This is a genomic window from Streptomyces sp. NPDC111656 (assembly GCF_055656965.1).
This window is the reverse complement of record NZ_JBVKCA010000001.1, coordinates 740666-766764: the sequence shown is the minus strand read 5'-3', so window position 1 is coordinate 766764 and position 26099 is coordinate 740666. Positions and strand designations below refer to the sequence as shown.

Sequence of the window (26099 nt, the reverse complement as noted above, 5' to 3'; positions counted from 1 at the left end):
GCTGTCTGCCGGAGAGGTGAGCGCGTGAGTGAGCTGTTGGGTGTCGCGGTCCTGGGTGCGGGCCACATGGGAGCCGACCATGTACGGCGGATCGATCGTGTGGTGAACGGCGCCCGCGTCGCGGCGGTGGCCGATCCCGACACCGTGCGCGCCAAGGACGCCGTCGCCGGCATCGACGGTGTCTCGGTGCACACCGAGGTGGCGGCGGCCCTCGACGCGCCCGGCGTACAGGCGGTGTTGATCGCCTCCCCCGGGCCCGCGCACGAGGAGGCGCTGCTCGCGGCCTTCGACCGCGGTCTTCCGGTGCTGTGCGAGAAGCCGATGGTGCCGGAGTCCGCCGGGGCACTGCGGGTGGTGGAGGCGGAGGCGCGGCTCGGCCGGAGGCTGGTGCAGGTCGGGTTCATGCGCCGGTACGACGCCGAGTACCAGCGCCTGAAGTCCCTGCTGGACAGTCGGCGGCTGGGCCGTCCGCTGATGCTGCACTGCACGCACCGCAATGTGTCCTCCCCGCCCGGCTTCACCTCGGCGATGCTGGTCAACAGCTCCGTCTCGCACGAGATCGACGTGGCGCGCTGGCTGCTCGACCAGGAACTCACCGCCGTGACCGTGCTGCGCCCACGGCCGTCCGCGGATGCCCCCGAGGGGCTTCTCGACCCCCAGTTCGTGGTGTTCGAGACGGCCGAAGGCGCTCTCGTCGACGTCGAGGTCTTCGTCAACTCCGGCTTCGGCTACCAGGTGCGCTGCGAGGCGGTCTGCGAGTCCGGGAGCGCGCGGATCGGGGACGAGCACACCATGGTGGTGACGACGGCGGGCGGCGCCCGCGAGGAGGTGGCACAGGACTACCTCGTACGGTTCGCCGACGCCTACGACCGCGAGGTGCAGGCCTGGGTGGACGCCACCCGGCAGGGGAAGGTGACCGGGCCGAGCGCGTGGGACGGGTACGCGGCTTCGGCCGTCGCCGAGGCCGGGGTCCGGGCGCTGGAGGGCGGCGGCCGGGTGACCGTCGAACTCGCCCAGCGCCCGGACCTCTACGCGTGATCAGCCGCTGACGCTCGCCACGCCCGTCTCGATGTGCCCGGTGAACCGGCGCGACCAGCTCGCGTCGGAGTCGACGGTGATCGTGAAGTCGTACCAGCCGTTCTGGTACGCGACGGCGTTGAAGAAGTCCTCGGCCGAACCGCCCGCGGCGACGGTGTACGTCCACGGCCCGTCGCCGCGGTAGTGGTTCGAGGTGATCGTGAACTTCACCGGGGCGGCCGAGGAGTTGGTCATCTTGAAGTAGAGGGCAGTTTTGCCGGTGCCGGGTTCGGTGGCGTAACGGGTGCTCACCTCGGCCGACTTGCCCACCGAGGTCGCGTCGCCCTTGAAGCGGCGCAGGAAGCGATTGGGGCCGGCCATGGTGAAGTCGTACTTGCCGTTGCCGTACCCCGAGCCGATGTTGAAGGAGTCGGAGGCGGTGGCGCCGGCGTCGACGGTGTACTGCCAGGGCGTGGTGTCGCGGTAGGCGTTCGGGTGGATCGACAGGTGCGCGGCCCTGCCGGCCGGGGTGCCCTGGTTGGCCATCGTGAACCAGGCGACGATCTTGCCGCTCGCCCCGAACTCCAGGTGGTCCAGGTAGCCGTTCGGCTGGTAGGGCAGGGCGCGGGCGGGCCGGGTGCCGGGCTCCTGGGCGGGCAGGGCGTTGGTGGTCGGCACCGGGTTGGGCAGGGGGCCGCAGGTGGCGATCCCGAGCACGCTCATGGCCGGCAGCGGGACGGTCCCGTAGGCCGGGTTGGAGAAGTCGAAGACCCCGGTGAGGTCGCCGGTGACCTTGCGGCGCCAGGCGCTGATGTTGGGGCAGGCAGCGGGCTTGCCGAGCGCCGTCGTCCACGTCTCCATAAAGCGCAGGACCGAGGTGTGGTCGAAGATCTCCGAGGAGACCCAGCCGCCACGCGTCCAGGGCGAGATGACGAGCATCGGGACACGGAAGCCGAGACCGTACGGGACGCCGTTGAGGAACTCCCCCGCCGTGTCCGCGGGCGGGGCCGGGGGCGGCACGTGGTCGAAGAAGCCGTCGTTCTCGTCGTAGTTGAGGAACAGGACGGTGGAGTCGAAGACGTCCGGGTCGGCCGCGAGGGCTTTGTACACCAGGTCGACGAAGTGGGCGCCGTCGCCGGGCGGGGCGTAGGGGTGCTCGGAGAAGGCCTGGTTGGCGACCACCCAGGAGACCTGGGGCAGGGTGCCGGCGAGGACGTCGGCCCTGATGGCGGCGGCTATGTCGTCGGGGGTGGAGCCGGTGGCCTTCGGCACGGAGGCCATGCCGCGGTCGTACAGCGGGTCGCCCGCCTTCGCGGAGGCGAACTTCTTGAAGTAGGCGCAGCCGTTGTCGCCGTAGTTGTCCTGCGCGTTCTGGTAGACCTTCCAGGTCACTCCGGCCGTCTGGAGCGCCTCGGCGTAGTTCTGCCAGGTCAGTCCGGACTCGTCGCCGCCGTCGTAGCTGGAGCCGTCGACCTTGCCGCTCCACAGGTAGGTGCGGTTGGGGCCGGTCGCACTGAGCGCGGAGCAGAAGTAGGCGTCGCAGATCGTGTAGTTGTCGGCGAGCGCGTAGTGGAAGGGGATGTCGGAGCGGTCGAGATAGCCGAGCGAGCGGACGTTGCCGACACCGGAGACCCAGTTGTCGAGGCGTCCCTTGTTCCAGGCGGAGTGCTGCGAGGACCAGGAGTGCGGGAGGTCGCCGTTGCACTGTGCGAGGGTCTCGCCGTCCTTGCCGCCCGCGGCGGGCGTGGAGCTGAGCTTCCACGGGTACTGCCGTCCGCCGCCGTTGGGCTGGTTGAAGACGGAGTACCCGCCGGACAGGGTGATGCCGCTGCGGTCGTCGAAGCCGCGGACGCCCTTGAGGCGGCCGAAGTAGTGGTCGAAGCTGCGGTTCTCCTGCATGAGGACGACGACGTGCCGTACGTCCGAGATGGTGCCGGTCGTCGCGCCGGCGGCCGCCGCCGGGCGCGAGCCGGCGCCCAGCGCGGCGCCCGCCGCCACGGATGCGCCGAGTCCCACGAAGCCTCTTCGGCTGATCGGTGTCATTCGCCCGCCCCCTCCTCACCGGAGTGCCCCTGCGGCACACCGCGCGACAGCGTGCACGCGGCAATCGCCAAGGGTCATACCGATGCGGTGAGGGACGAATGAACAGCGGCCGAACGCCGCCGCCTTTCGTCCGTTCACTGTGAACGTGGGCCCCTCGTTCCCCGGCATGGACACGCCGCGTACATATGACCGTCGAACAAAGAAATGAAGGAGGGTCCCGGCCACCTGTGGACCCCCTCAAGTCACGTACGCTTTCTACGACTTGGGTGCGCGACCCGCGTACCGAATCGATGCCGGTCGACCCGTCCGTCTGGACTGAGGCATATGCCAGAAGCACCACCGGATCGTGTGTTGCCAAATCCCTTACAGGGCGTCGCGGGCTGTGCAACAGTCGTAACGGTCCTTCCCCCCAGCCTTGGTCGTACCGTCCCCCATCGGAGTGCGTCATGCCGTCCCATCTCTCTGCGGACCGCCCAGCCGCCGAGCCGCCCCCACGCGGCTCGGTCGACGCGCTCATTTCGCAGACGCGACGGTTGCGCGGCGAGATGGACGCCGTACGGCGGGACGCCCCCTTCGACGGCACGGACCCCCAAGGACGCTGGCAGCGCGCGCTGTGCGATCTGGCGATGCACCAACTCAACGACCTCGACGAGCACTTGGCACAGTTGCGGGACGGACCCCCGCCGGTGCCGGCGGAGCCGGCCGGCGCGCCCGCCGCAGCGGCCGTGTCGGCCGCGCCCCGGCGCGGCTCGCTGCTCAGCCGGGTGGGCAGCGCCGAGTGGAACCTGCTCACGGACGAGGCCAGTTGGTCCGGAGAGCTCTACGACATCCTGGGCCGCGACCCCGCCGCTCCCCCGCTCACCCTCGACGAACTGCCGTCGCTGATGCTCGACGAGGACCGGCCGATGCTGACGGCGATGGTCACCGACTGCCTCATCGACGCGAAGCCCATCGACGGCGAGTTCCGCATCGTGCGCCCCGACGGCGGGGTACGGACCGTGCACATGATGGGCGAGCCCGTACTCGACACCGACGGCAGCACCGCCGCGATGTGGGCCGTGCTGCGCGACGTCAGCGAACTGCGCCGCAACCAGCGGACGGTGAGCGAGAGCCGTGAGTCGCTTCAGCTGCACCGGCACCACGCGCAGAGCGAGCGCCGGCTCGCGGTCCAGCTGCAGGAGGCCGTGCTGCCACCCTGGCGCGGCTCCCTGCGGTTCCCGCAGCGGGGCCCCGAGGCCCTGGACCTCGCCGCCCGTCATCTGCCCTCCTCGAACAGCGCGCTGATCGGCGGCGACTGGTACGACGCGATGGAACTGCCCGACGGAGCGACGCTGTTGAGCGTCGGTGACCTCACCGGGCAGGGCGTCACCGTCGCCTCGGGCATGGCGATGCTGCTCGGCGCCCTGCGCGGCATGGCCGTCGCGGGCACCCGGCCCGGGCAACTCATGTCCTGGCTCAACCAGTTGCTCGACGCCTCGGTGCAGCCGTCCCTCGGCAGCGCCGTCTGCTGCCGCTACCGGCCCGAGACCCGTACCCTCACCTGGGCGCAGGCAGGACACCCCGCCCCGCTGCTGTTCCGCAACGGGACGGGGCGCATGCTGGCAGCGCCGGACGGCGTGCTGCTCGGGGCGACCTCGGGGGCCGTCTACGGGCAGGCCGAAGAGACCCTCGAAGACGGCGACCTGCTGCTTCTGCACACCGACGGACTGGTCCCCGGGCACTATGGAGCGGGGGCCGTCGAGAGGCTGCTCGACCTGGCCCCGCGCTTCCGCGGAGCCCGCACGGCCCAGGACTGCGTACGGACGGTAGTCGAGGAGTTCGGCGAGAGTGAGCGCGAGGACGACGCCTGCGTGCTCATCGCCAGGATCGGCTCATAGACCTCGCCGAGATCGACTCACAGACCCGATCTGGCACGACCCGACCCGGAACCCTTGCTGCGCACAGGCAGGGAGTGCTCATGCCTGTGTGGTGGTGCCCCCGCGCTTCGGCCTGAGCGAGCTCTTGGGGAGGGCGAGTTGGATCTCCTCACGCAGTTCGTGGATCTTCGGATAGCCGGAGTACTCGGCGGTGAGCCGGTACATCTCGCGCAGTCGGTCCCAGGTGCGGTGGGAGGAGTTCGCCCCCATCGACACCAGGGCCAGCCGGGCATAGCGGTCCGCCTGCTCGGGGTCGTCCGCGATGAAGCACGCCGAGGCCAGCGACAGCCAGTCGAAGATCTGTGACCGCTGCCGCCCGTTCTCCCGCAGATGCAACGCTTCCTTCGCGTGGCGCTGCGCCGTGGTCGCCGCGGCCGGATCGTGCTCCGCGAGCGTCCGGTAGGCCAGGGCCTGCATGCCGTGCATGTCCGCCTCGTCGAACATCTGCATCCAGCTCGGCGGTGGCACATCACCCTTGTCGGAGACGAAGAGGTTCTCCGCCTCTCCCAGGGTGCGCCGCATGGCCTGGCCCTTGCCCATCGACGCCTGAGCCCAGGCCTCGATCGTGCAGAGCATGGCGCGGGTGCGCGGCAACATCTCGGAACCCGAGCCCGACTTGGCGAGCTTCATCAGGTCCAGGGCGTCGTCGGGCCGGCCCAGGTGCACCATCTGACGGGCGGCGCGGGAGAGCGCCTCCCCGGCGCGCGGCCGGTCGCCGCCTTCTCTGGCCGCGTGCGCGGCGATGACGAAGTACTTCTGGGCCGTGGGCTCCAGGCCGACGTCGTGCGACATCCAGCCCGCGAGGACGGCGAGATTGGCGGCGACGCCCCACAGGCGGCGCTGCAGATGGTCAGGGTGTCGGTAGGAGAGCATGCCTCCCACTTCGTTGAGCTGGCCCACCACGGCCTTGCGTTGCAACCCGCCGCCGCGGGCCGCGTCCCAGGCCCGGAACACCTCGACCGAGCGCTCCAGTTCCTCGATCTCCTGCGACCCGATGGGGGCGGCCTCGTAACGGTCGAACCCAGCGGGGTCGGCGTGCAGGGGATTGTCGACTACAGGGGCGTCGGCCACGAGGGCCGGATCGGTGTGGAGCCAGTCGTGCATGGCACTGCTGAGTGCGGATCCCGCGGCGAGCGCGGCACCCGCGCCCACCAAGCCGCGTCGGTTGAGCATGAGGTCCATTCCCGTGAATTCGGTGAGGACCGCAGCGGTTCGCTCGGGCGCCCACGGCACACCGTCGGGATGTTCCACATTCCCGCCGCCCGGCCGTTTCCCCACACGCCCGTGCCGCACCAGACCGAGGTCCTCAATGGTCACGACACGGCCGAGACGCTCGGTGAAAAGAGCCGCCAGCACTCGCGGAACCGGATCGCGCGGGATCTCTCCCATGTCGATCCAACGCCGCACCCGTGAGGTGTCGGTCGCCAGCTGAGGGTGACCCATGGCCGCCGCCTGCTTGTTGACCAGCCTCGCGAGTTCGCCCTTGGACCAGCCGGCCAGGCCGAACAGATCCGACAGACGAGTGTTGGGTTGTCCGTTCACGTCAAGCCCCCAGGTTCTCGGCTGAGTTGACAGTAACCCTCTGTCAGTTGCTGAGCGACTATTCGCCAGGGTTCGCCAGGGTGCGCCAGATGGTCTGCCACTGGGCATCCGGTGTCAGGTAGGAAAGCGCCACCCCGACCCGGTTGCCGAGGACATTCCCCCAGGGTGCACCAGGGCGGCCGGGGCGGGTAGCGCGGCAACTTGCAGGCACACGAAGGGATCTGTTTCGCCCATGTACACAGCATCGTCCTCCGTGTCCGCTCCGCCCCGGTCGCTTCACCCCCGCCCGGCGGCGGCGGGCAGCGGCCCCTACCTCGACCCCGCTCGACCGGCGGCCCCCGTGCTCGGCGCCGGCAGGACGCGGCGCGTTCCGGGGCTCGGCACCCAACCGCTCAGCGGGAGAATCGACTTGTCCGGCCCTCAGGGCGCGCAGCTGCGCACGGCGATCGCGTCGGTGCACCGGATCTGTCCGGAGTTCGCTCCGGTCCAGGTACTGCGCCGCAGCGGACGCTCCGTGCTCCTCGTCGGCACGACGGGGCGCAGCACGGCGGTCGCCAAGTGTTTACTGGACCACTCCTCGATCTGGGCGGAGCGGATCAGGCACGAAATAGCGGCATACCGATCGTTCGTGCGGCATCGGCCGCCGGTCCGGGTGCCCCGGCTGATCGCGGCGGACCCGGACAACTGCACCCTCGTGATCGAGCGGATGCCGGGGCGGGTGGCCGCGCTGCAGCGCCACCCCGCGGAGGCGCCGCCCCGCGCGGACATCCGGGCGGCACTGGGTGCGATCTGCCGGCTGAACGCGTGGCGGCCGCCGGCGGGGACGTTCGACGCCCCGCTGGACTACGCGGAGCGGATCTCCCGTTTCCATGAGCTGGGTCTGCTCACGGACCGGGACATGGGCGACCTGCAGAAGCTGGTGCACGGCATCGCGCACTCGGCGGGCCGTCAGGGCATGGGCCAGTTCTGTCACGGGGACGCGCTGCTGTCGAACATCCTGCTCTCACCGGCCGGTCCAGTGCTGGTGGACTGGGAGCACGCGGGCTGGTACCTGCCGGGCTACGACCTGGCGACGCTGTGGGCGGTCCTCGGTGACGCTCCCGTGGCGCGCCGCCAGATCAGTCAGCTCGCGCAGTCCGCCGGTCCCGCGGCGCGTGACGCCTTCCTGGTGAATCTGATGCTCGTACTGACCCGGGAGATCCGTACGTACGAGACGGCCGTGCAGCGTTCGATGCACGACGCGACCCCGGCGGCACCGGGACCGGCCCATCCGGGTGCTGCGCCGTCCGGCGAGGAACAGCGGCTGCTGCTGCGGCGGCTGCACGACGACTGCCAGATGGCCCGTCGGGCCGTTCGAGCGGCGGTCGGCACTCGTTGACGGGGACGAAGGCCCGCGGTGCGCCTGAACGGCGGCACACCGCGGGCCTTCGTCATGCGGGGGCACTGCCGTGCGGTGCCGACGTACGGTAGGCGGCGCTTCCCTGCCGGAATCCCCTCCGGGGCATCTTCACCCGTTCGCGCCACCGGTCCACTCCACTGACGCCTTGCAGGCTGTCCCGCTGCCGCCACGAAATCCTCTTCGTCCCTCGCTGACATGGGAAATCGCCTGCTCTTGGGCATGATTGACGGATCGTCGGAGAGCCGATACCACTGACCCACGTTCGGCCCGCACGCTCCACCGCGCTCGATCGTCCCAGGAGGCTGCATTGCGAGGATCCTTCACCGACCCCGAGGCCACGGCCGGGCACAGACGCGCGCGCCGTACCGCGGGCGCCGTCGCCTCGGCGGCGCTGTTGCTGCCGTTGCTCGGCGCGGCACCGTCGACCAGCACCGCGCAGGCGTCCTCCGCTGATCTCCAGCGGGCCTTCGCCGACGCGGCCGCCGACTACCACGTGCCGCTGAGCGTCCTGCTCGGCGTCTCCTACCTCCAGTCCCGCTGGGACGCGCACGCCGGCGCGCCGAGCGTCAGCGGCGGCTACGGCCCCATGCACCTCACCGACGCGCGGACGGCGATCGCGAAGGCCCCGCACCACAGCGAGGGCACGGAGGACGCCCGCGGCGACAGCTCGCGCGCGCCCCTGCTGCCCACGACCCAGGTGCCGCAGAACTCCCAACTCCCGGACCGGCTGAAGACGTTGCCGAAGGCGGCCCGGCTCACCGGCCTGCCCGAGGAGCGGCTGCGCACCGACGCCGCCGCGAACGTGGCGGGCGGGGCCGCGCTCCTCGTGGCCGCGCAGCAGGACCTCGGCGAGCCGCTGAGCGACGACGCGGCCGACTGGTACGGCGCGGTGGCGCGCTTCTCCGGCGCGGACGACACGGCGACCGCGGCGACGTACGCCAATGACGTCTACGGCGTGATCCGCGACGGCGAGGAGCGCACCACGGACGCCGGTCAGGAGGTCGCGCTCGCCGCCCGGCCCGGTCTGCGCCCCGACACCGCGCAGCTACGGCGGGCCGGGCTGCGTACCGTCTCCGCCGCGAACACCGAGTGCCCCACGTCCGTGTCCTGCGAGTGGATCCCAGCTCCGTACACCGAGTTCGGCGGCAGTGACTACGGGAACCACGACCTCGGTGACCGGCCCGCGTCGCAGAGCATCAAGTACATCGTCATCCATGACACGGAGGGCACCTGGGACGGCTCTCTGAAGCTGGTCCAGGACCCGGCCTACGTGTCGTGGAACTACACCCTGCGCTCGACCGACGGTCACATCGCCCAGCATGTGAAGGCGAAGGACGTGGCCTGGCACGCGGGCAACTGGTACATCAACGCCAAGTCGATCGGCCTGGAGCACGAGGGATTCCTCGCCTCGCCGGACGCCTGGTACACGGAGGCGATGTACCGCGCCTCGGCGCGGCTGGTGAACTACCTCGCCGACAAGTACCGCGTTCCGCTGGACCGCCAGCACATCCTGGGCCACGAGAACGTGCCCGGTCCGACCACGTCGACCATCCCCGGCATGCACACGGACCCGGGTCCGTACTGGGACTGGCAGCACTACTTCACCCTGCTCGGCCACCCCTTGCCACGCGCGACGACGACCAGGACGAGTGGCGGTCTGGTCACCGTGCTGCCGGACTTCGCGCAGAACCAACCCCGGTACACGGGCTGTGTCACCAGCGGCGAGCCCTGCGCCGCGCACGGTTCCAGCGAGGTGCGGCTCTACTCCCGGCCGGACGAGACCTCGCCCCTGATCAAGGACATCGGACTGCGTCCCAAGGGCGACGACTCGACGATCGACGTGAACGACGTGGGTTCACGGGTCTCCACCGGACAGCGGTACGCGGTCGCGGACCGTGACGGCGACTGGACGGCGATCTGGTACCTGGGCCAGAAGGCCTGGTTCAAGAACCCGCAGAGCCGGCCGACGGCGGTGAACGCCTCGGGTCAGGTCGTGACCCCCAAGGCCGGCGTCACGGGGATCCCCGTGTACGGGCGTGCCTACCCGGAGGCGGCGGCGTACCCCGCGGGCGTGCCCGTCCAGGCCGTCTCGCCGCTGCCGTACAAGATCCCGGCAGGCCAGAAGTACGCGGTCGGCGACAAGGTGCCGGGCGAGTACTTCTACGCGCCGACGTTCGACACGGCCCCGCACAAGGTCGTGATCGGCAAGGACATGTACTACGAGATCCAGTTCGGCCACCGGGTGGCGTTCGTGCGGGCTGCGGACGTGAACCTGACGCGCTCGCACGCATAGGAGCCGGGGAGCGGGGGCCGGGGCCGCGGACAGCGTCCGGGCCCCCGCTCCCGTACCGTCGTCACTCCGACCAGTCGAGCTGGTGTTCCGGCACCCCGAAGGTCCAGCCCACCGCCCGGGCCTCGGCCCGGGCCGCGCGGTCGCCGCGCGCATATCGCAGAACGCGCCCCGGGAACACCACGAACGTCTCGTCGGCGGACCGCAGATCCGCGTACCAGCCGGGCTGGTCCAAGGCCCCCGAAATCGCCTCCGCGACCTCCGCCGCGCGTGCCGCCGCCACGCTGAACTCGATGACCGTCCAGACGTCCGGCTGCCCGGCCCCGACGTTCTGCGGACGGAACCGGTAGATCTCCCGGGCTTCTATCCGCAGGTCCTTCAGGTGGGTACCGACCTTCAGGCTTTCCACGATGAGTGAACCGTCGGTCATGGGGACTCCTATCGGTGGCGGGCGTACTGCCCAAAGACGGGCGCCGGGCCCATCTCCGTTACACCCAGTCCCGGCGAGCGGCCTGCCAGGCCAGTTGCATACGGGTGGCCGCCCCGGCGAACGTCATGAGTTGCTGGATATGACGTTGGACCGTACGCCTGCTCAGGCCCAGTTGCGAAGCGATCGCCTTGTCCGTGACGCCTGCGACGAGCAGGGAGAGGAGCCGTCGGTCCGTGGTGGAGAGGGAGTCGGCGCCGGATGTCCCGTCAGTGCCGCTGACCGTTCCGGTGTCGTCGACGTGCAGGGGGACGGCGTCGTCCCAGTAGCGTTCGAAGAGTGCGATGAGCGCGGCGAGGAGGCTGCTGTCGCGCACCAGGGCCGCGGTGGGTTCCTCGGGGCTGCCGTGCGGACCACCGGGTACGAGGGGGCAGATGGCGATGGCACGGTCGGACACGGCGAGCCGCAGGGGCAGATGGGGTACCGCGCGGGCGACTTCACCCGCCCGTACGCCCTCGATAACGTTGTCCACGGCTCCCTCGTCGTCGAAGAACGCCTTCTCGTAGAGGACCCGATAGCGCACCCCGCGGGCCAGGGCGTCGAACTCCGCCTCGTTGCTGCCCGACGGCATGGCGACGTACTGGGCCTTGCAGAACCACAGCATCTCGTCCTGGGTGTCGGCCTGGATGCGGCGGAGGTGCTGACGCAGCGCGTCCGCCCCGGTGATCACCTCGATGAGTTCGCCGGCGTCGCGCCGGCGCATGGTGTCCCGGTAGGTCGCCAGCAGGGCGGTGGCCGTGGCGCGGGCCTGGTCGAGGGCGTCGGCGTTGCGTTTGAGCCGGGGCATGAGGGCCACATCGGGTGGCGTGGCCCGGTAGAGCCGTGGTGATCCGTCGGTGTGACTGGCCAGCCCCCTGGCCGTGAGCGCCTCGAGGGTCCCTGCGGCGTCCGCGGTGGTGGCACCCGAGCGGATCGCGAATTCGCGCGCCGAGGCGTTGCTCATCGTCACCAGGATCCGGTAGGCGGACTCCTCGGCATCGGTGACCCCGGCGGCTTCCAGTGTCACGGCGCTCTCCTTGGTCCCACCCCGTCCAACGGTTGCACACCGTACTGCATCCGTGTGGACGGGCGGCGGGTGCACGGCCGGGTCGCTCCGCCGTGCACCCGCCTTGCGCGCTGTGCGCAGCGGTGTCTATCCCCGTTGCAGGTAGGCGCGTTGCACCGTCTGTCGGACGCTGTTGCCGAGCCGGTCCCGCGCCGTGACCCGCAGGGTCACATACGCGTCGCCGTGGCCGGAGGGCCTGGTGACGGTGGCCCGGAAGGCGTTGTGCCCGCGGCCGCGGACCGCCGCACCGCCCCAGTGCCTGCCGTCGTCGTAGGACACCTCCACGCGCAGGGACACTCCGCGCGGGGCGGGCTGCCCGTCCTGGGCGCGGACGGCCAGGCCGATGGTGTGCGTCCGCCCGGCTCCCACCGCGTTGTGCGCGTCGACCGGTACGTCGTAGTCGAGTTGCAGCAGGGACAGCGGTGTCGCGATGGCCGTGGTCGCGGAGCGGAAGGACCAGGAGGTGTCCGTACGGGCGGCGAACGCCCACTCGTCGTCCACGCGCGAGGTCGTCAGGTCCAGCCGGTAGTCGGCTGCGCCCGGGGAGACCTCGAAATCGGTCCAGGCGCTGTCGGCGTCGGCGACCTTCACCCCGTCGCGGTAGAGCGCCGCGGCTGCCGTGTCACCGCCCGGCGCGTCGGCCCCGGTGGCGAGTCCGCCCACCCCGCCGCCGTCACCGGCGAGCAGCCGTGACCAGTGACCCGCCGTGGAGTCGGTGAACTCCGGGATGCGCAGGGCCAGTACGTCTCCGGTCCGTACCGAGGGCGTCGTGGTGCCCCGGGGGATCGAGGGGCGCACCACTGCCCCCTGCCAGCGCTCGTCGAGGTGCTCGCCGGGCCGGTAGGTGCGGGGTGCGTCGTTCATGCCCACGGCCAGCGGCATGTCGACGTCGAACGTGGTCGTGTGATGCACACGGTGGAGCCAGGTCGTGCCGTTCGCGCTGACGTACTCGGTGCGTACGAAGCCCGTCGGCACATAGCGGGTGTACTGCAGCCAGGCGGTGTCCTGGTAAGGGCGCCGGGCGAACCGCTGTTCACTGGCCCAGGGCGCTCCTCCGTTGTCGGCGTAGGTGGTCCGCAGCACCGCGCTGTTGCGCTCGGACACCGTGTACACGACCTGCCGGGGTATCTGTTGGGACGACGTCTGCATGACGTCGTAGAGGTACGGGCTCTGCGCCGTTCCGGTGAACCTGACGGTGGTGGTCGGGTGCTTCTTCAGCCGGTCGAGCAGGGCGGCGCCCACCGCCTTGCCGATGCGGACGGTCGGCACGGCGGTGCGTTCGCCGTCGGGGCTCCAGCGCGTCCAGGCGATGTCGGCGAAGTGGGTCATCAGCAGTCCGCGTACGCCCGCCGCGGCCGCCTGCCGGGTCAACTCCCGCTCGTCCGTGCCCTCTTCGTTGCGGACGATCGCGAGTTTGCCGCGGGCCCGGCTGAAGTCGGGCTTGGCGAAGGTGCCCGCGTCCACGGCGGTCAAGGTGGTGCCGCCGGCGTCGAACAGCGGCGAACTCGGCATGTAGTACGGATTGAGGGCGAGGTCGCTGCCCGACACCTTCGCCTCGAGCAGCGGGGCGACCAGTTGCCAGCGCGAGGCGAACTCGAAGGTGCCGTCGGTGACGGCCGCGGTGGGGCTGACGTAGAGCCGCTTGGCCACGTCGAAGTACATCGTGCCCTGGAGCAGGCTGTGTCCGTCGATCTGCCGGTAGGTCTGGTAGTCGAGGATGCCGCGCTGTTCGGCGGGCCGCGGCGTGCGGATGTCGACCTTGGTGGTCTTGCGCGCGTCCAGGGTGACGGCCGTGTCCTTCGTGACCTTCACCTCCGGTATGACGACGTGGCGCAGTTCCTGTCCGTCGTCGGCCGTGTCCAGGCTGGAGTAGTCGAGTTGATAGGTGCCTTCCTCGACTTCGGCGACGGCGGGCTCGGTGCTGACGTAGTCGACGAATCCGTCCGGGCCCCAGATGGTGGGCAGTGCCTGGACGCGGTTGCCGTCGTGGTCGTAGGTGGTGACGGTGAGCTTGTGGGTGGGGCCGTGCACCACGACGCTCACCGTGGTGTGGACCTTGACCGCGCCGTCGGTCGTGGTGGCGGTGACATAGCCGTAGTAGTCGCCCCGGCCGGCCCGGGAGGGGTCCACCGTCAGCGGCACGTCCTCGGTGGCACCGGCGGCGATCCGCACCGTGTCGGAGCCGAGTCGCAGCGCACCGGTCGTGAGTTCCCGGCCACCGGTGGTGGCGAGGCGGGCGGCGAGCGCGAGGGTGACGTCCTTGTCCGAGGTGTTGGTGTAGCGGACGGTGGCCGTGCGCGGGGTGCCGTTGTCGCCGCCGGTCCCGTAGGGTCCCAGGGCCACACTCCCGGTGGCGGTGACCGGTCCGAGCGCCGCCGCGGCCACGTCGACGCGGCCGCCGCCCTCCTCGGTCGCCTGCTGTCCCCCGACGGTGTGCGCCGTGCTGATGAGCGCGTCCTTCAGCCGCTGTCCGCTCCAGGTCGGATGCGCCTGGGCGAGCAGGGCGGCGGCGCCCGCCACATGTGGGGTGGCCATCGACGTGCCGGAAGCGGCCACGTAGTACTGGTCCACCGGTTCGCCCATGGTGGTGCCCGCCGCGCGGGCCGCGACGATGCCGACGCCCGGCGCGGTGACATCGGGCTTGACCGCGCGGTCGCCGTGGCGTGGACCGCGGCTGGAGAACGGGGCGAGTGAGTCGTCGCGGTCCACCGCGCCCACGGTCAGTGCGGCGTCCGCGGCGCCGGGCGAGCCGATGGTTCCCGCGCCCTGCTCTCCGCTGTTGCCGGCCGCCACCACGAACAGGGCGCCACTGGTGCTGCTGAGTTCGTCGACGGCGAGGCTCATCGGGTCCGTGCCGTCGCTCACTTCGTCCGAGCCCAGGCTCATGTTGACGACCTTGGCGCCCTCGGCGGCGGCCCACTCCATGCCGTCGATGACCTGCGACTCGGTTCCGTAGCCGTCGTCCCCGAGAACCTTGCCGATCAGCAGGTCGGCGCCCGGTGCCACCCCCTTGCGGGTGCCGCCGGACGCGGCGCCGGTCCCGCCGACCGTGGAGGCGACGTGGGTGCCGTGGCCGAAGACGTCACCGGTCCCGGAGCTGCCCGAGAAGTCCTTCGCCTGGCTGATGCGTCCGGCCAGGTCCGGGTGGGTCCGGTCGACACCCGTGTCGAGTACCGCGACCTTGACGGACGTGCCGTCGTACCCGGCCTTCCAGACCGCCGGAGCGTTGATCTGTCCGGTGCTGCGGTCGAGGGCGGCGTCCACCCGGCCGTCCAGCCAGATCCTGGGCGTGGCGGCCACGCCCGCGCCGCTCACCCTGTTCGGGGCGGGGGCGAGTTGTTCCCAGAACCGGTCCAGGTCGTCGTCGGAGATCCGGACCGCCTGCGCGTCGATGCTGTCCAGCGTGCGGGCGGGCGCGTCGTCCTCGGTCAGCGTGGTGAGTCTGCGCACCGCGGAGGCCGGGACACCGTCCGGCCGGCCGATGATCAGGGGGAGCGTGTCGGTGTGCGCCGCGTCGTACTTCTGTTTGATGAGTGCGCTGACGTTGAAGAGCTGCCGGTCCAGGCGCCCGGCGGAGACCAGGTCCTGGGCGTCGGAGGGCAGAACCGTCAGGTCACCGTCCTGTTCCACGGTCCGGAACAGGATGCCGCGCCTGCCGCTGCCGGGCTCGACGGCGGCGATCCGCTTGCCGTCGCCGTCCGTCGTGACGGTCACACGGTCGCCGGTGATCAGCCGCACGGTGGCGGTGCCGCCGGCCGAGCCGCCCACCGAGACAGCCGTGGCTGCCGTTGCCGTCGTGGCTGCCGTTGCCGTCCCGGCCGTACTGGACACCCCAGCCGCGCCGGCCGCCGATGGCACGCCGCCGGCGGTCAGCGCCAGGCCGGCCGATATCACCGCCGCGAGGCGGATGCGTCTCATCAGATCAGCACCTTTCCGTGCAGGGTTGTGCGCGTGAGGAGATCTTCATGCGGGTGCTGCACAGAATCCGCTGCCGCCGGACGCGATGTCACCGTTTCCCGGTGGCGCGGATGGGACATGTCGCAACCGCGCCACCCCGCGGACTGCGCGGAGGTCGGGGCGGGAACACGGGAAACGCCTGCCTCCCCGGGCATAGCCGCCGTGGCGCCGACGTTCGACTGTTCAACAGAGATCATCTGTTCAACAGAGATCGTCGCGAACGTTGGAGGAGCCTCGTGCCACTGCCCTCACACCCCTTGCGGAAGCTGGGCTTCTTGACCATCGGGCTGTTCGACGAGGCCGACCCGCGGCGTGGTCACGAGTCGACGCTGGAGATCATCGAGCTCGGTGAGCGGCTGGGATTCGACAGCGCGTGGGTGCGCCACCGTCATCTCCAGTACGGGATCTCCTCCCCCGTGGCCGTGCTGGCGGCGGCCTCGCAGCGCACCAGCCGGATCGAGCTGGGGACGGCGGTCATCCCGGTGGGGTGGGAGAACCCGCTGCGGCTGGCCGAGGACCTTGCCACGGTCGACATCCTGTCCGGGGGGCGCCTCAACCCGGGCGTCAGCGTCGGCCCGCCGATGCACTACGACCATGTCAAGCAGGCCCTCTACCCCGACACCGGCGACGTCGAGGACTTCAGCTACGCCCGCGTGGAACGGCTGCTGGACTTCGTGCGCGGCAAGTCGGCGACCGACTTCAGTGGCGTCGAGGGCTTCGAGGTGTTCTCCGACCGCGTCCAGCCGCACGCCGCGGGGCTGGGCCGGCGCATGTGGTACGGGGGCGGCAGCCTGCGCTCCGCGCAGTGGGCGGGCGAGCACGGGATGAACCTGCTGACCAGCAGTGTCGTCAAGGCGGAGGAGTCCGAGGACTTCGCCGAGATCCAGCGGTCGCACATCCGGACGTTCCGCGCCCACCACCCCGACGGCGAGCGTGCCCGGGTCTCCCAGGGCCTCGTCGTCATCCCCACCGACAGCGCCTCACCCGAGCAGCGCGAGAAGTACGAGGAGTACGCCCTGAAGCGCACTCCTCGCACCGCGACCCCGCAGGGCCCGGCCCGGATGATGTTCGCGCCCGATCTCGTCGGCACCTCCGAGGAGATCGCCGAACGGCTGTATTCCCACGCCGCGTTCCGGGAGGTCGACGAGGTCGCGTTCGCGCTGCCGTTCACCTTCGGGCACGAGGACTACGTGCAGATCCTCACCGACATCGCCACCCGGCTCGGTCCGGCACTCGGGTGGCAGCCGGCCGCCTGAACGCGGCGCCGGGGCCTCAGCCCTGCTGGAAAAGCTCCGGGGGCAGCGGCTTCAGCAGGGCGTACAGGTCGTCGGTGATGGGACGGTCCCAGGCGGCGATGGTCACCAGGACATTGTCGCTGCGGTCGAACTGCACGCAGGAGATGCGGGTCTCGGAGAGCTTGAGACGGCGCACGATGAGGAGACCGTCACCCTGCATCACCGGCATGTCCTCGGTCCCAGTGACGGTGACCTCCTCGTCGTTCTCCAGCGCCAGCAGCAGCTGGGCCACCTCGAAGGGGATCTCGTCCTCGGCGACCTCGCGGGCCGGGGAGCCCTCGGGCAGATTGCCGATGATCATCGCGGGGCCACGGCCGCCGAACAGGTCGTAGCGCAGGAAGACACCCTGGCAGCTGCCGTCGGGGGCGGGCAGCAGACCCGCACCGAGATTGCCCGGCCAGTCACCCGGATCCATGGCCAGAACGTCGAAGTCGGGCCCGGCGGGCGTGGCGCTGCGGCGGCGGAGGAAGGACATGCCGCAATGGTACGTGCCCGGGCGCGAACCGGGCCTCGGGGGCGTCCCCCGTGCGTGGCCCCCAGACCCCGCTGTCCATGGCCGCCTGACCCGGCTGTGCGCGGTTGCCGGACCGGGTTGTGGCTGGTCGCCGGCCCCGGTTCGTGGACGACTGGCGGACCGGTCGCACGTGGCTACCGGACCGTTTGCCGGCCCAGCGCCGCCGCCAGTCCCGTACGGTCCGTGCCCAGCTTCCGGTAGACCGCCGAGAGCAGGCGGACGACGGCCGGCTCCTCGGTCCCCAGCTCCTCGGCGACCTCGGTCGTGGTGCGGCCCCGGGCGGTGAGCGCGGCGGCCGCGCGTTCAGGGGCGGTGAGGGTGTCCGTCTCGGTGCTGTGCAGGCGGCGCGGGCGCAGTCCGGCGGCGGCCAGCTCGGCGCGGGCCTCGTCGCCGAGGCCGTCGGCGCCGCACTGCATGGCCGCGTCCAGTCCCCGGTAGAGGTGTTCGGCGGCTTCCTTGGGAGAGCCCGAGCGGCGCAGTTCGGTGCCCAGGGCGACCAGCGCGCAGGCCAGTTCGTAGGCGGCCGGGGAACGCTCCAGATGGCTGACGGACTCTTCGAGGAACTTGACGCGGGTCGAGCCGGAGGACACGTCCGCGGCGGCCCGCAGCGCCTGTCCGACGGCCGAGGGGGCGCCGAACTGGCGGGCGCGGTGCACCGCTTCGAGTGCCGTGGCGACGGCGCGTTCCGGCGCGTCGTGCCGCTCGGCGCGGGCGAGGTGGAGCTGCCAGGGACACCAGGAGGGGTTGCGCATGCCGCGCGGGTCCAGGCGGCGTCCGGCCGCCTCGAGCTCGGCGGCGGCCTCCTTGGTGAGACCTCGGGCGAGCAGCAGTTCGCCGTGCACGGTCTGGACGTCGGGGAAGGTGACGGCCGCCGGGAAGGGCGCGCCGAACGCGTGGTCCTCGCCGATCTGGGCGGCCTCGGTGACACGGCCGCGGGCGAGCAGGATCTCGATGATGACACCGACGGCGTACCAGTGGACGGGGGTTTTGGCGCCGACGCGTTCGGCGAGCCGGAGGCCCGCGCGGGCGAAGTCCTCGGCCTCGGCGAGTCGGCCGCGGCGGTAGCGGACGTACCCGAGGAGGGTGTAGCCGAAGGAGAGGTGCGCGCCGTGCCAGCCCTGGGACTCGAAGTCGGCGATCCCCGCGGCGAACAGTTCCTCGGTACGGCCCGGGCGGTCGGCGTACATGAAGGTGAGGGCGACCAGGACGGGCACCTCGAAGCCACGGTCGGCCTCGGCCCAGCGGATCCCTCCGGCGAGGGCGCGTTCGGCGTGGTGGAGCGCGACGTGGGCGGGCTCGCCGCGCAGGGTGGCGTCCCAGGCGCGCAGGCCGATGACATAGCGCTCGGTGAGGTCGCGGCCGGTGAGCCGGTCGGCGAGGCGGGCCAGGCGGCGGGAGCGAGCCGGGGAGTCGGGTTCGTCGGCGCGGAAGGCGTCCCACATGAACTGTTCGGACTGCATGCGCAGCCGCACCCGGGCGTCACCGGTCACGCGGATCTCACGGGCCAGCGTCTCGGAGGCCTCGGCGAGCCGGTCGCTGTGGGCGAGGACCTGGGACAGCCGGTAGACGATGTTGTGGCGCAGCTCCGGGTCGGTGATGGGCTCTTCGAGGGCGGCCCGGAGGTGGTTGACGGTGGTGGCCGGTTCGGTGAGCAGGGAGGCGCAGCCCAGTTCGTGGAGGACCGCGGCCCGCTCCTTGAGGGGCGGCGGTTCGCGCAGGGCGCGGGCGAGGTAGCGGCGGGCGGCGTCGGGGGCTCCGGCGCGCTGGGTCTCGCGGGCGGCGGCGCGCAGCTGCTGGACGACCCAGTTGTCGCCCTCGGGGTGGGTCTCCATCAGGTGACGGGCGGCGGCCGAGGGGCCGAGCCCTTCGTTGATGACGCACCAGGCGGCCTGGCCGTGCAGGGCCACACGGACGGCGCCGGGGATGGCGCGGTAGACGGCGGTGGCGATGAGGGGGTGGACGAACTCCAGGGTGTCGGCGCCGGCGAGGATACGGGCGCCGCGCAGGGCGTCCGCGGCGTCGGCGGCCTCCTCGGAGCCGAGGCCGGCCACGGCGGCGGCCAGGGTCGGCGGGATCTCGGTGCCGAGGACGGCGCAGGCCCAGGCGAAGCGCACGGTGGAGGCGCCGAGGCGTTCGAGGCGGGCGATCAGGCCGCTGCCCTTGACGGCGGCGGCGAGGTCGCGCAGCAGGTGCGCCCCCTCCTCGGTCGGGACCAGCCCGCGGTCGCGGACCTTCGCGGTCAGCTCCACCGCCTCGAAGGGGTTGCCCGCGGTGACCGCCCAGCACTCGCGGCAGAACACGTCGTCGGCCTGGGTGCCGAGGTCCTCGCGGACGAGTCCGGCCACGGCGGCGGCGCTGAGTGGTTCGAGATCGAGGGGGCGCTGGCCCGCGCGTCCGGGAAGGCTCCTGAACGCCTCGGCGTGGTCGGGGAGTTCGTCGGGCCGGTAGGCGACGGCGAGCAGCAGCGGAAGTTCCTCGACGCGTGGCGCGAAGGCGGCGAGCCAGCTCAGTGACTCGGGGTCGGCCCAGTGCGCGTCGTCGAGGACGAGCAGCATCGGGGCGCGCTGCACCGCGAGGTGGGTGAGCACCCAGTCGAGGCCGTCGCGCAGGCCCTGCTGGTCGGGCGGGGCGCCCTCGGACGGGGCGCACAGGCCGAGCGCGGGGCCGACGATCGCGTACCAACTCCCCAGTTGGGCGCGGAGTTCCGCCTCCGCGATCCCGGCGAGCTGGGGTTGCAGGAGCTGGCGGGCGACGTGGAAGGCGACGCCCTGCTCCTGGTCGCCGCCGCGCGCGGACAGGACGGTGCAGCCCTGGGCCGCGGCGCGCCGCCGTACCTCGGCGAGGAGCGTGGTCTTGCCGATTCCGGCGCGTCCGGCGAAGGCGAGGAGCGCGCCTCGGGGCTGCTCGGATGGTTCGGTTCCGTCCTCGCGCAGACCGGTGAGCTCGTTCAACGCCTCGTCGGCGGCGGCGAGTTCACCCTCCCGTTCGAAGAGTGTCCTTCTGCTGCGTACAGCGCGCTGTCCCATGATCCACCCCCTGGCCACGGTGGTGCGGTCCACGCGGGGAGCGGATGCGTACCGTGACCTCCAGGGACCTCAGCGTACGCTCGTAGCGCCTCGTGGGGAGCCCTTCCGCCGCTACCGGCGCGGGCTTCGGCGCACCGACCGGATTCTTCGGTCAATCCCCCACGGCCTGCGCGGATTTCCTGTGCCGTTCGTGATGGCGGGCGACACGTGCACGGTTCCCGCACGAGGGTTTGCACCACTCCTGTCGCGGGTGTTCCTTGATGAAGTAGCGCACGCAGCGCGGCGCGTGGCAGGCGTGCAGCCGCGACCGGTCCGGGCTCGCGAGGAAGGCGAGGGCGGCGCGGGCGAGCAGTGCCGGGAGGGGAGCGGCGGCGCCCACGGCTTGCCGGCGTACGACGGGTTCGGCGTCGTCGTCCCAGGTGAGGACGGGGACGGTCGGAGCGAGGGCGGCGGCGGTGTTCAGCCGCAGCACGGCCTGCGGTACGGGAAGCAGCCGGGCCGCGTCGGCCGGGCTGGGGTCGCCGGGGCGCACGGCGCGGGCGAACAGGGCGCGGACCGCGGCACGCAGGTCGCGTACGGCGGCGAGCGTGGCGGCGTCGGCGATGAAGGCGTCGGCTCCGGGCAGCAACTCGGCGTGCCCGCGCACCCAGGTGGTGAGTCCGCCGGGTTCCGCGAGGTCGTCGGCCACTCCGCCCTGTCCGTCGTGCCGGATGGTGAGGGCGAGGTCCAGGGCGATCCGGGTGTCCGCGTCGATCGAGTCCGCCATGACGGTAATGATAGGTACACGTGCACCCATTAGCCGCTCGGGGCCGCCGTGCCGTTCGGTCGCTCCGGGCCGCCACGCCGTTCGGTCGCTCGGGGCCGCCGTGCCGTGCACGGATCGCCCGCCCCGAAGAGGAAGCCTCGTCCTGGGACCGGACCCCGGCTCGGGCACCGGCCCCGGGACGGGACCCACGTCGCGTATCGCCTCCTCGTACGGGGCGTCGGCTCATGGTCTCGACGTCAGGTCGGGTCAGGTCGGCTCAGGTCAGGTCGAACTCTCCCTCGCGGGCGCCCGACACGAACGCGCCCCACTCGGCCGGTGTGAAGATCAAGGAAGGGCTCGCGGGGCTGCCACTGTTGCGCATCGCGATGAAGCCCTCGACAAAAGCGATCTGGACGTCTCCCCGCCCTCGGCTGCTGGACTGCCATTCGGCGTTGCTGAGGTCCAGCTCAGGCTTGTCCCATCCCGCCAGCGGGTGCTGCTCGATGGTGCTCTCGGCCACGTCCGTGCTCCTCCCGGTTCGTCGTCCGCCGCCAGCCTAGCGATCGGTTCCGGCGGCGGACAGGCCACGTGAGGGGGACGCTTTCAGGAGGAGGGCGGCTCGGCCCCGACCAGCCACATCGAGAAGAACTGAGATCCCCCTCCATAGGCGTGTCCCAGAACCCTGCGAGCCCCTTCCACCTGGTGTTCTCCCGCCTGACCGCGCACCTGAAGTGCCGCTTCGGCGAAGCGGATCATGCCGGAGGCGCCGATCGGATTGGTGGAGAGGACACCGCCCGACATGTTGACGGGCAGGTCCCCGTCAAGCTCGGTCACACCGGATTCGGTGAGCTTCCAGCCCTCGCCCTCCTCGGCGAAACCGAGGTTCTCCAGCCACATGGGCTCGTACCAGGAGAAGGGCACGTACATCTCCACGGCGTCGATGTCACGGCGCGGGTCCGCGATGCCCGCCTGCCGGTACACGTCGGCCGCGCAGTCCTTGCCCGCCTGCGGCGACACACAGTCCTTGCCCGCGAACAGGGTCGGCTCGCTGCGCATCGCGCCGCCGTGCAGCCACGCGGGCGGCCTCGGCGAGCGGGCCGCCCCCGCCCGGTCGGTGAGGATCATCGCGCAGGCGCCGTCCGAGGACGGGCAGGTCTCCGAGTAGCGGATCGGGTCCCACAGCATGGGTGAGGCCTGCACCTTCTCCAGCGTGATGTCGTGCTCGTGGAGATGGGCGTACGGGTTCTTCAGCGCGTTGCGCCGGTCCTTGTACGCGACCAGCGAGCCGACGGTGTCGGGCGCGCCGGTGCGCCGCATGTACGCCCGTACGTGCGGTGCGAAGAAGCCGCCCGCCCCGGCCAGCAGCGGCTGCTGGAAGGGGATCGGCAGCGAGAGGCCCCACATGGCGTTCGACTCGGACTGCTTCTCGTAGGCCAGGGTCAGGACGGTGCCGTGGACGCGGCCCGCGATCAGGTTCGTGGCGACCAGGGCCGTGGATCCGCCGACGGAACCCGCCGTGTGCACCCGCAGCATGGGCTTGCCGACCGCGCCGAGCGCGTCGGCGAGGTACAGCTCCGGCATCATGACGCCCTCGAAGAAGTCGGGCGCCTTGCCGATGACCACGGCATCGATGTCGGCCCACGTCAACTCGGCGTCGGCGAGCGCCCGCCCGGCGGCCTCACGGACGAGTCCCGCGAGGGACACGTCCCGTCGGGCCGCGACGTGCTTGGTCTGGCCGATGCCTACGACGGCCACGGGCTCCTTGCTCATCGCGGATCCCCTTCGAGTACGGCGACCAGGTTCTGTTGGAGGCAGGGCCCGGAGGTGGCGTGCGCGAGCGCCCGGTCGGACTCGCCCCGGTGGACGCGGGCGGCGGCCTCACCGATGCGGACGAGCCCGGCGGCCATGATCGGGTTGGCGGCCAGAGCGCCGCCCGACGGGTTGACGCGCACCTCCTCGCCGAGCCGCAGCGCCTTGCGCAGGACCACCTCCTGGGAGGTGAACGGCGCGTGCAACTCGGCGGTGTCGACGGGCCGTTCGAAGGCTCCGGCCCGCTCGGCGGCGAGGCGGGTCGACGGTGAGTCCGTCAGGTCGCGCACGCCGAGGCCGTGCGCCTCGATGCGGTGGTCGATGCCCCGGATCCAGGCGGGCCGCTCGCACAGCTCGCGGGCCCGCTCCCCCGCCGCGAGGATCACGGCGGCGGCACCGTCGCCGACGGGCGGACAGTCGCCGACGCGCAGGGGCCGTACGAGGTACTCACCCTGGGGCACCGTACCCCTCACCTGTGCATGGGAGTTGGTGGCGGCCGAAGCGCGGCTGCGGGACGCCACCCCCGCCAGCGCGGCCTCGTCGGTCTCGCCGGCGTCGATCAGCGCCTGCGCCTGGAGGGCCGCGAGGGCGACGGAGTCGGGCCACAGGGGCGCGACGTAGTACGGGTCGAGCTGCCGGGTCAGGACGTCCCGTACGGATCCGGGTGACGACTTCCCGTACCCGTACACCAGCGCGGTGTCGGCGTCCCCGGTGAGCAGTTTCGTCCACGCCTCGTACAGCGCCCAGGCCCCGTCCATCTCCACGTGCGACTCGGAGATCGGCGGCCAGGCGCCCACCCCGTCGAGGGCCATGGTGAAGGAGAAGGCGCGGCCCGCGAGGTAGTCGCTCGAACCGGAGCAGGTGAAACCGATGTCGCTGGTCTTCAGCCCCGTCTGGTCGAGGACGGCGTGCAGGACCGGGATGAGCATCTCCACCTCGGAGAGCTCGTCGGTGGTGCGCAGATGGTCGCTCTGCGCGAAGGCGACGACGGCGATGTCCCTGATGGGCCGCATCTACAACAGCTCCTTGTACGTGTCGTACTCGGCGTCCGGTTCGCCGGTGGGCCGGTAGTGGTCGGGATGGCGGCCGCCCTCCGTCCACACCGGCTCCACCCGCAGCCCCATGCGCACCTGGTCGTAGGGGATGCCGCCGATCCGGCCGTGCAGCGCGAGGTCGGCGCCGTCGAGCGCGATGTGCGCGTAGACGTACGGCACTTCGATGTCGAGATTCCTGGCCTTGATGTTGACGATGCAGTACGTGGTCACGGTGCCGCGCGGGCCCACCTCCACCTGCTCCGACGTGACGACACCGCAGGTGGGGCACGCGCCCCTCGGCGGGACGTACACCTTGCGACAGGACGGGCAGCGCTCGCCCACGGTGCGCCGCGAGGAGAGGCTGTTGATGTAGGCGGACTGGGCGCGGCCGGGCGAGTAGACGTAGTCGAGGCGTGCGGGAGCGACGATGCCGGTGACCATGTCCTCGAACCGCCCGTCGTGGCCGGCGATCCGCGGGCGGTCTCCGTCGTACGGCTCGAAGCAGGCGATGTCGGTGATGGCGCCGGTGCGCTGCGCCGCCCAGCGGACACGCACGCGCATACCGGTGCGTACGGCCTCGGGGCCCGGCGCGTCCAGGGCGTGCAGGAGGGCGGTGTCCGCGCCGTCGAGCCGGACCAGGACCCAGGCGAAGGGGGTGTCGAGGGGTTGGCCCCGACGGGGTTCGTGGTTCCAGGCCCAGGTGGTGACGGTGCCGGTGGGGGCGACCTCGACGAGCTCGCCCAGGTCCTCCGCGGTGACGGGGTCGTACTCGACGGGCGGGACGAGCGTCCGGCCGTCGGCGGTCTTCACACCCAGGACGACACGCTCACGCAGCCCGGTGAGAAACGCGCTCTGGACGGGGCCGAGCGATCGGGTGAAGGGGAACTCGACGACGAGGGGGGCTTTGAGGACTTCGGGCATCCCGGTTGTCTCCTTAGGGGAGGGGGATCGTGCGCGTCACGACTCCGTCGGGGGGAGGGGGAGGATCGAGCACGCGGTGGCTCCGTCGGGGGAAGGAGAGGATCGAGCACGCCCCCGAGGGCAGAACCCAGGCCCTCGGGTCTCTCCCTTCCGGCCGCAGAAGACCTCTGTCATGCCCGCCCCGGCCCCGCGCACCGTCACGACCCCGGACGTCACGCGCGCCGATAGACGGGTGGGCGTTTCTCGGTGAAGGCTCGGGAGCCTTCCTTCGCGTCGGCGGTGTCGAAGATCGGCCAGCCGCGGGTCAGCTCGGCCGCGAGGCCCTCCGTCTCCGTCATCTCGGCGGTCTCGTACACGGACGCCTTCACCGCCTCGACGGCCAGCGGACCGCAGCCGTTGATCAGTTCGGCGATCTCGAGGGCCTTGTGCCGCGCCGTCCCGTCGGGCACGACGTGTCCGACCAGGCCGATCCCGGCGGCCTCGCGGGCCGAGTACGGACGCCCCGTGAGGAGCATCTCCAGGGCGTGCGTGCGGGGGATCTGGCGTTGCAGGCGGACCGTGGAGCCGCCGATCGGGAACAGCCCGCGCTTGACCTCGAAGAGCCCGAAGGTCGCCGACTCTCCCGCGACCCGGATGTCGGTGCCCTGGAGGATCTCGGTACCGCCCGCGACGCAGTGCCCCTCGACGGCGGCGATCACCGGCTTGCGGGGGCGGTGATGGCGCAGCATCGCCTTCCAGTGCAGATCGGGGTCGGCCTTCAGCCGGTCCCGGTACTGCTGGCCCTCCATGCCCCGCCCCGCCAGCGCCTTGAGGTCCATGCCGGCGCAGAAGGCGTCCCCCGCGCCGGTGAGCACGATCGAGCGGATCGCGTCGTCCTCGTCGGCCTCGATCCAGCCGTCGTACAGACCGACGAGCATCGGCAGCGAGAGCGCGTTCTTCGCCTCGGGCCTGTTGAGCGTGAGCACCAGTGTGGCGCCTTCGCGCTGCACGGTGAGGTGTTCCGTACCACCCATTGCCGTCCTCCCGTCAGACAGGCTCTCTGGAACGAGAACAGGTTGC

At 71.5% G+C, this 26099-nt stretch carries 18 protein-coding genes; 5 read left to right on the top strand and 13 right to left on the bottom strand.

Annotated elements, in window-relative coordinates:
* The first annotated feature begins 24 nt into the window (after nucleotides 1-24).
* Nucleotides 25-1038 carry a Gfo/Idh/MocA family protein gene (locus tag ACZ7M3_RS03565; RefSeq protein ID WP_472060363.1) on the top strand — a complete coding sequence of 338 codons (1014 nt, stop codon included), beginning with the start codon at nucleotides 25-27 and terminating at the stop codon, nucleotides 1036-1038.
* Here ACZ7M3_RS03565 and ACZ7M3_RS03560 read toward each other — a convergent pair whose 3' ends face one another.
* A complete protein-coding gene (locus ACZ7M3_RS03560) occupies nucleotides 1039-3060 on the bottom strand; it encodes a phosphocholine-specific phospholipase C (protein ID WP_472060361.1) in 2022 nt (673 codons plus the stop codon).
* A 446-nt stretch (nucleotides 3061-3506) separates the two neighbouring features.
* Here ACZ7M3_RS03560 and ACZ7M3_RS03555 point away from each other — a divergent pair, with 446 nt between their 5' ends.
* On the top strand, nucleotides 3507-4937 hold the full coding sequence (locus ACZ7M3_RS03555) for a PP2C family protein-serine/threonine phosphatase (RefSeq protein WP_472060359.1): 1431 nt from the start codon (nucleotides 3507-3509) through the stop codon (nucleotides 4935-4937).
* A gap of 78 nt (nucleotides 4938-5015) precedes the next feature.
* Here the strand turns inward: ACZ7M3_RS03555 and ACZ7M3_RS03550 are convergent, their stop codons facing one another.
* Complete coding sequence (locus ACZ7M3_RS03550) at nucleotides 5016-6518, bottom strand: DNA-binding protein NsdB (protein ID WP_472060357.1); 1503 nt, start codon at nucleotides 6516-6518, stop codon at nucleotides 5016-5018.
* 232 nt (nucleotides 6519-6750) lie between these two features.
* Here ACZ7M3_RS03550 and ACZ7M3_RS03545 point away from each other — a divergent pair, with 232 nt between their 5' ends.
* Both ACZ7M3_RS03545 and ACZ7M3_RS03540 read left to right on the top strand, forming a co-directional pair.
* On the top strand, nucleotides 6751-7896 hold the full coding sequence (locus tag ACZ7M3_RS03545; RefSeq protein WP_060898028.1) for an aminoglycoside phosphotransferase family protein: 1146 nt from the start codon (nucleotides 6751-6753) through the stop codon (nucleotides 7894-7896).
* A 328-nt stretch (nucleotides 7897-8224) separates the two neighbouring features.
* Nucleotides 8225-10210, top strand: a complete 1986-nt coding sequence (locus ACZ7M3_RS03540) for an N-acetylmuramoyl-L-alanine amidase (protein WP_472060355.1) — start codon at nucleotides 8225-8227, stop codon at nucleotides 10208-10210.
* A 61-nt stretch (nucleotides 10211-10271) separates the two neighbouring features.
* Here the strand turns inward: ACZ7M3_RS03540 and ACZ7M3_RS03535 are convergent, their stop codons facing one another.
* From ACZ7M3_RS03535 to ACZ7M3_RS03525, 3 genes are all read right to left on the bottom strand, one after another.
* Complete coding sequence (locus ACZ7M3_RS03535; protein WP_067377714.1) at nucleotides 10272-10637, bottom strand: hypothetical protein; 366 nt, start codon at nucleotides 10635-10637, stop codon at nucleotides 10272-10274.
* A 58-nt stretch (nucleotides 10638-10695) separates the two neighbouring features.
* Nucleotides 10696-11700, bottom strand: coding sequence for a helix-turn-helix domain-containing protein (locus ACZ7M3_RS03530; RefSeq protein ID WP_388248124.1), 1005 nt, complete (start codon nucleotides 11698-11700; stop codon nucleotides 10696-10698).
* A 126-nt stretch (nucleotides 11701-11826) separates the two neighbouring features.
* Entirely contained in the window at nucleotides 11827-15657 is a 3831-nt protein-coding gene (locus ACZ7M3_RS03525) for a S8 family serine peptidase (protein WP_472060353.1), read from the bottom strand.
* Nucleotides 15658-15932: 275 nt separating this feature from the next.
* Between ACZ7M3_RS03525 and ACZ7M3_RS03520 the strand changes: the two genes are divergently transcribed.
* Nucleotides 15933-16952 (top strand): LLM class flavin-dependent oxidoreductase, encoded by a 1020-nt coding sequence (locus tag ACZ7M3_RS03520; protein ID WP_472060351.1) that lies wholly within the window; start codon nucleotides 15933-15935, stop codon nucleotides 16950-16952.
* 16 nt (nucleotides 16953-16968) lie between these two features.
* Here the strand turns inward: ACZ7M3_RS03520 and ACZ7M3_RS03515 are convergent, their stop codons facing one another.
* From ACZ7M3_RS03515 to ACZ7M3_RS03480, 8 genes are all read right to left on the bottom strand, one after another.
* Nucleotides 16969-17466, bottom strand: coding sequence for a hypothetical protein (locus ACZ7M3_RS03515; protein ID WP_095856414.1), 498 nt, complete (start codon nucleotides 17464-17466; stop codon nucleotides 16969-16971).
* Nucleotides 17467-17639: 173 nt separating this feature from the next.
* Complete coding sequence (locus ACZ7M3_RS03510; protein WP_472061023.1) at nucleotides 17640-20531, bottom strand: ATP-binding protein; 2892 nt, start codon at nucleotides 20529-20531, stop codon at nucleotides 17640-17642.
* Nucleotides 20532-20682: 151 nt separating this feature from the next.
* Nucleotides 20683-21297 (bottom strand): CGNR zinc finger domain-containing protein, encoded by a 615-nt coding sequence (locus ACZ7M3_RS03505; protein WP_472060349.1) that lies wholly within the window; start codon nucleotides 21295-21297, stop codon nucleotides 20683-20685.
* A 256-nt stretch (nucleotides 21298-21553) separates the two neighbouring features.
* On the bottom strand, nucleotides 21554-21796 hold the full coding sequence (locus ACZ7M3_RS03500) for a DUF397 domain-containing protein (protein ID WP_472060347.1): 243 nt from the start codon (nucleotides 21794-21796) through the stop codon (nucleotides 21554-21556).
* Nucleotides 21797-21879: 83 nt separating this feature from the next.
* A complete protein-coding gene (locus ACZ7M3_RS03495; RefSeq protein WP_121417265.1) occupies nucleotides 21880-23046 on the bottom strand; it encodes a thiolase domain-containing protein in 1167 nt (388 codons plus the stop codon).
* Nucleotides 23043-24098: a thiolase domain-containing protein gene (locus tag ACZ7M3_RS03490; RefSeq protein WP_472060345.1), complete on the bottom strand. Its 1056-nt coding sequence runs from the start codon at nucleotides 24096-24098 to the stop codon at nucleotides 23043-23045. Before ACZ7M3_RS03490 ends, ACZ7M3_RS03495 begins: the two co-directional genes overlap by 4 nt.
* Nucleotides 24099-25040 (bottom strand): Zn-ribbon domain-containing OB-fold protein, encoded by a 942-nt coding sequence (locus tag ACZ7M3_RS03485; RefSeq protein WP_355309500.1) that lies wholly within the window; start codon nucleotides 25038-25040, stop codon nucleotides 24099-24101.
* A 212-nt stretch (nucleotides 25041-25252) separates the two neighbouring features.
* Entirely contained in the window at nucleotides 25253-26053 is an 801-nt protein-coding gene (locus ACZ7M3_RS03480; RefSeq protein ID WP_472060343.1) for a crotonase/enoyl-CoA hydratase family protein, read from the bottom strand.
* Between the last annotated feature and the right edge of the window lie 46 nt (nucleotides 26054-26099).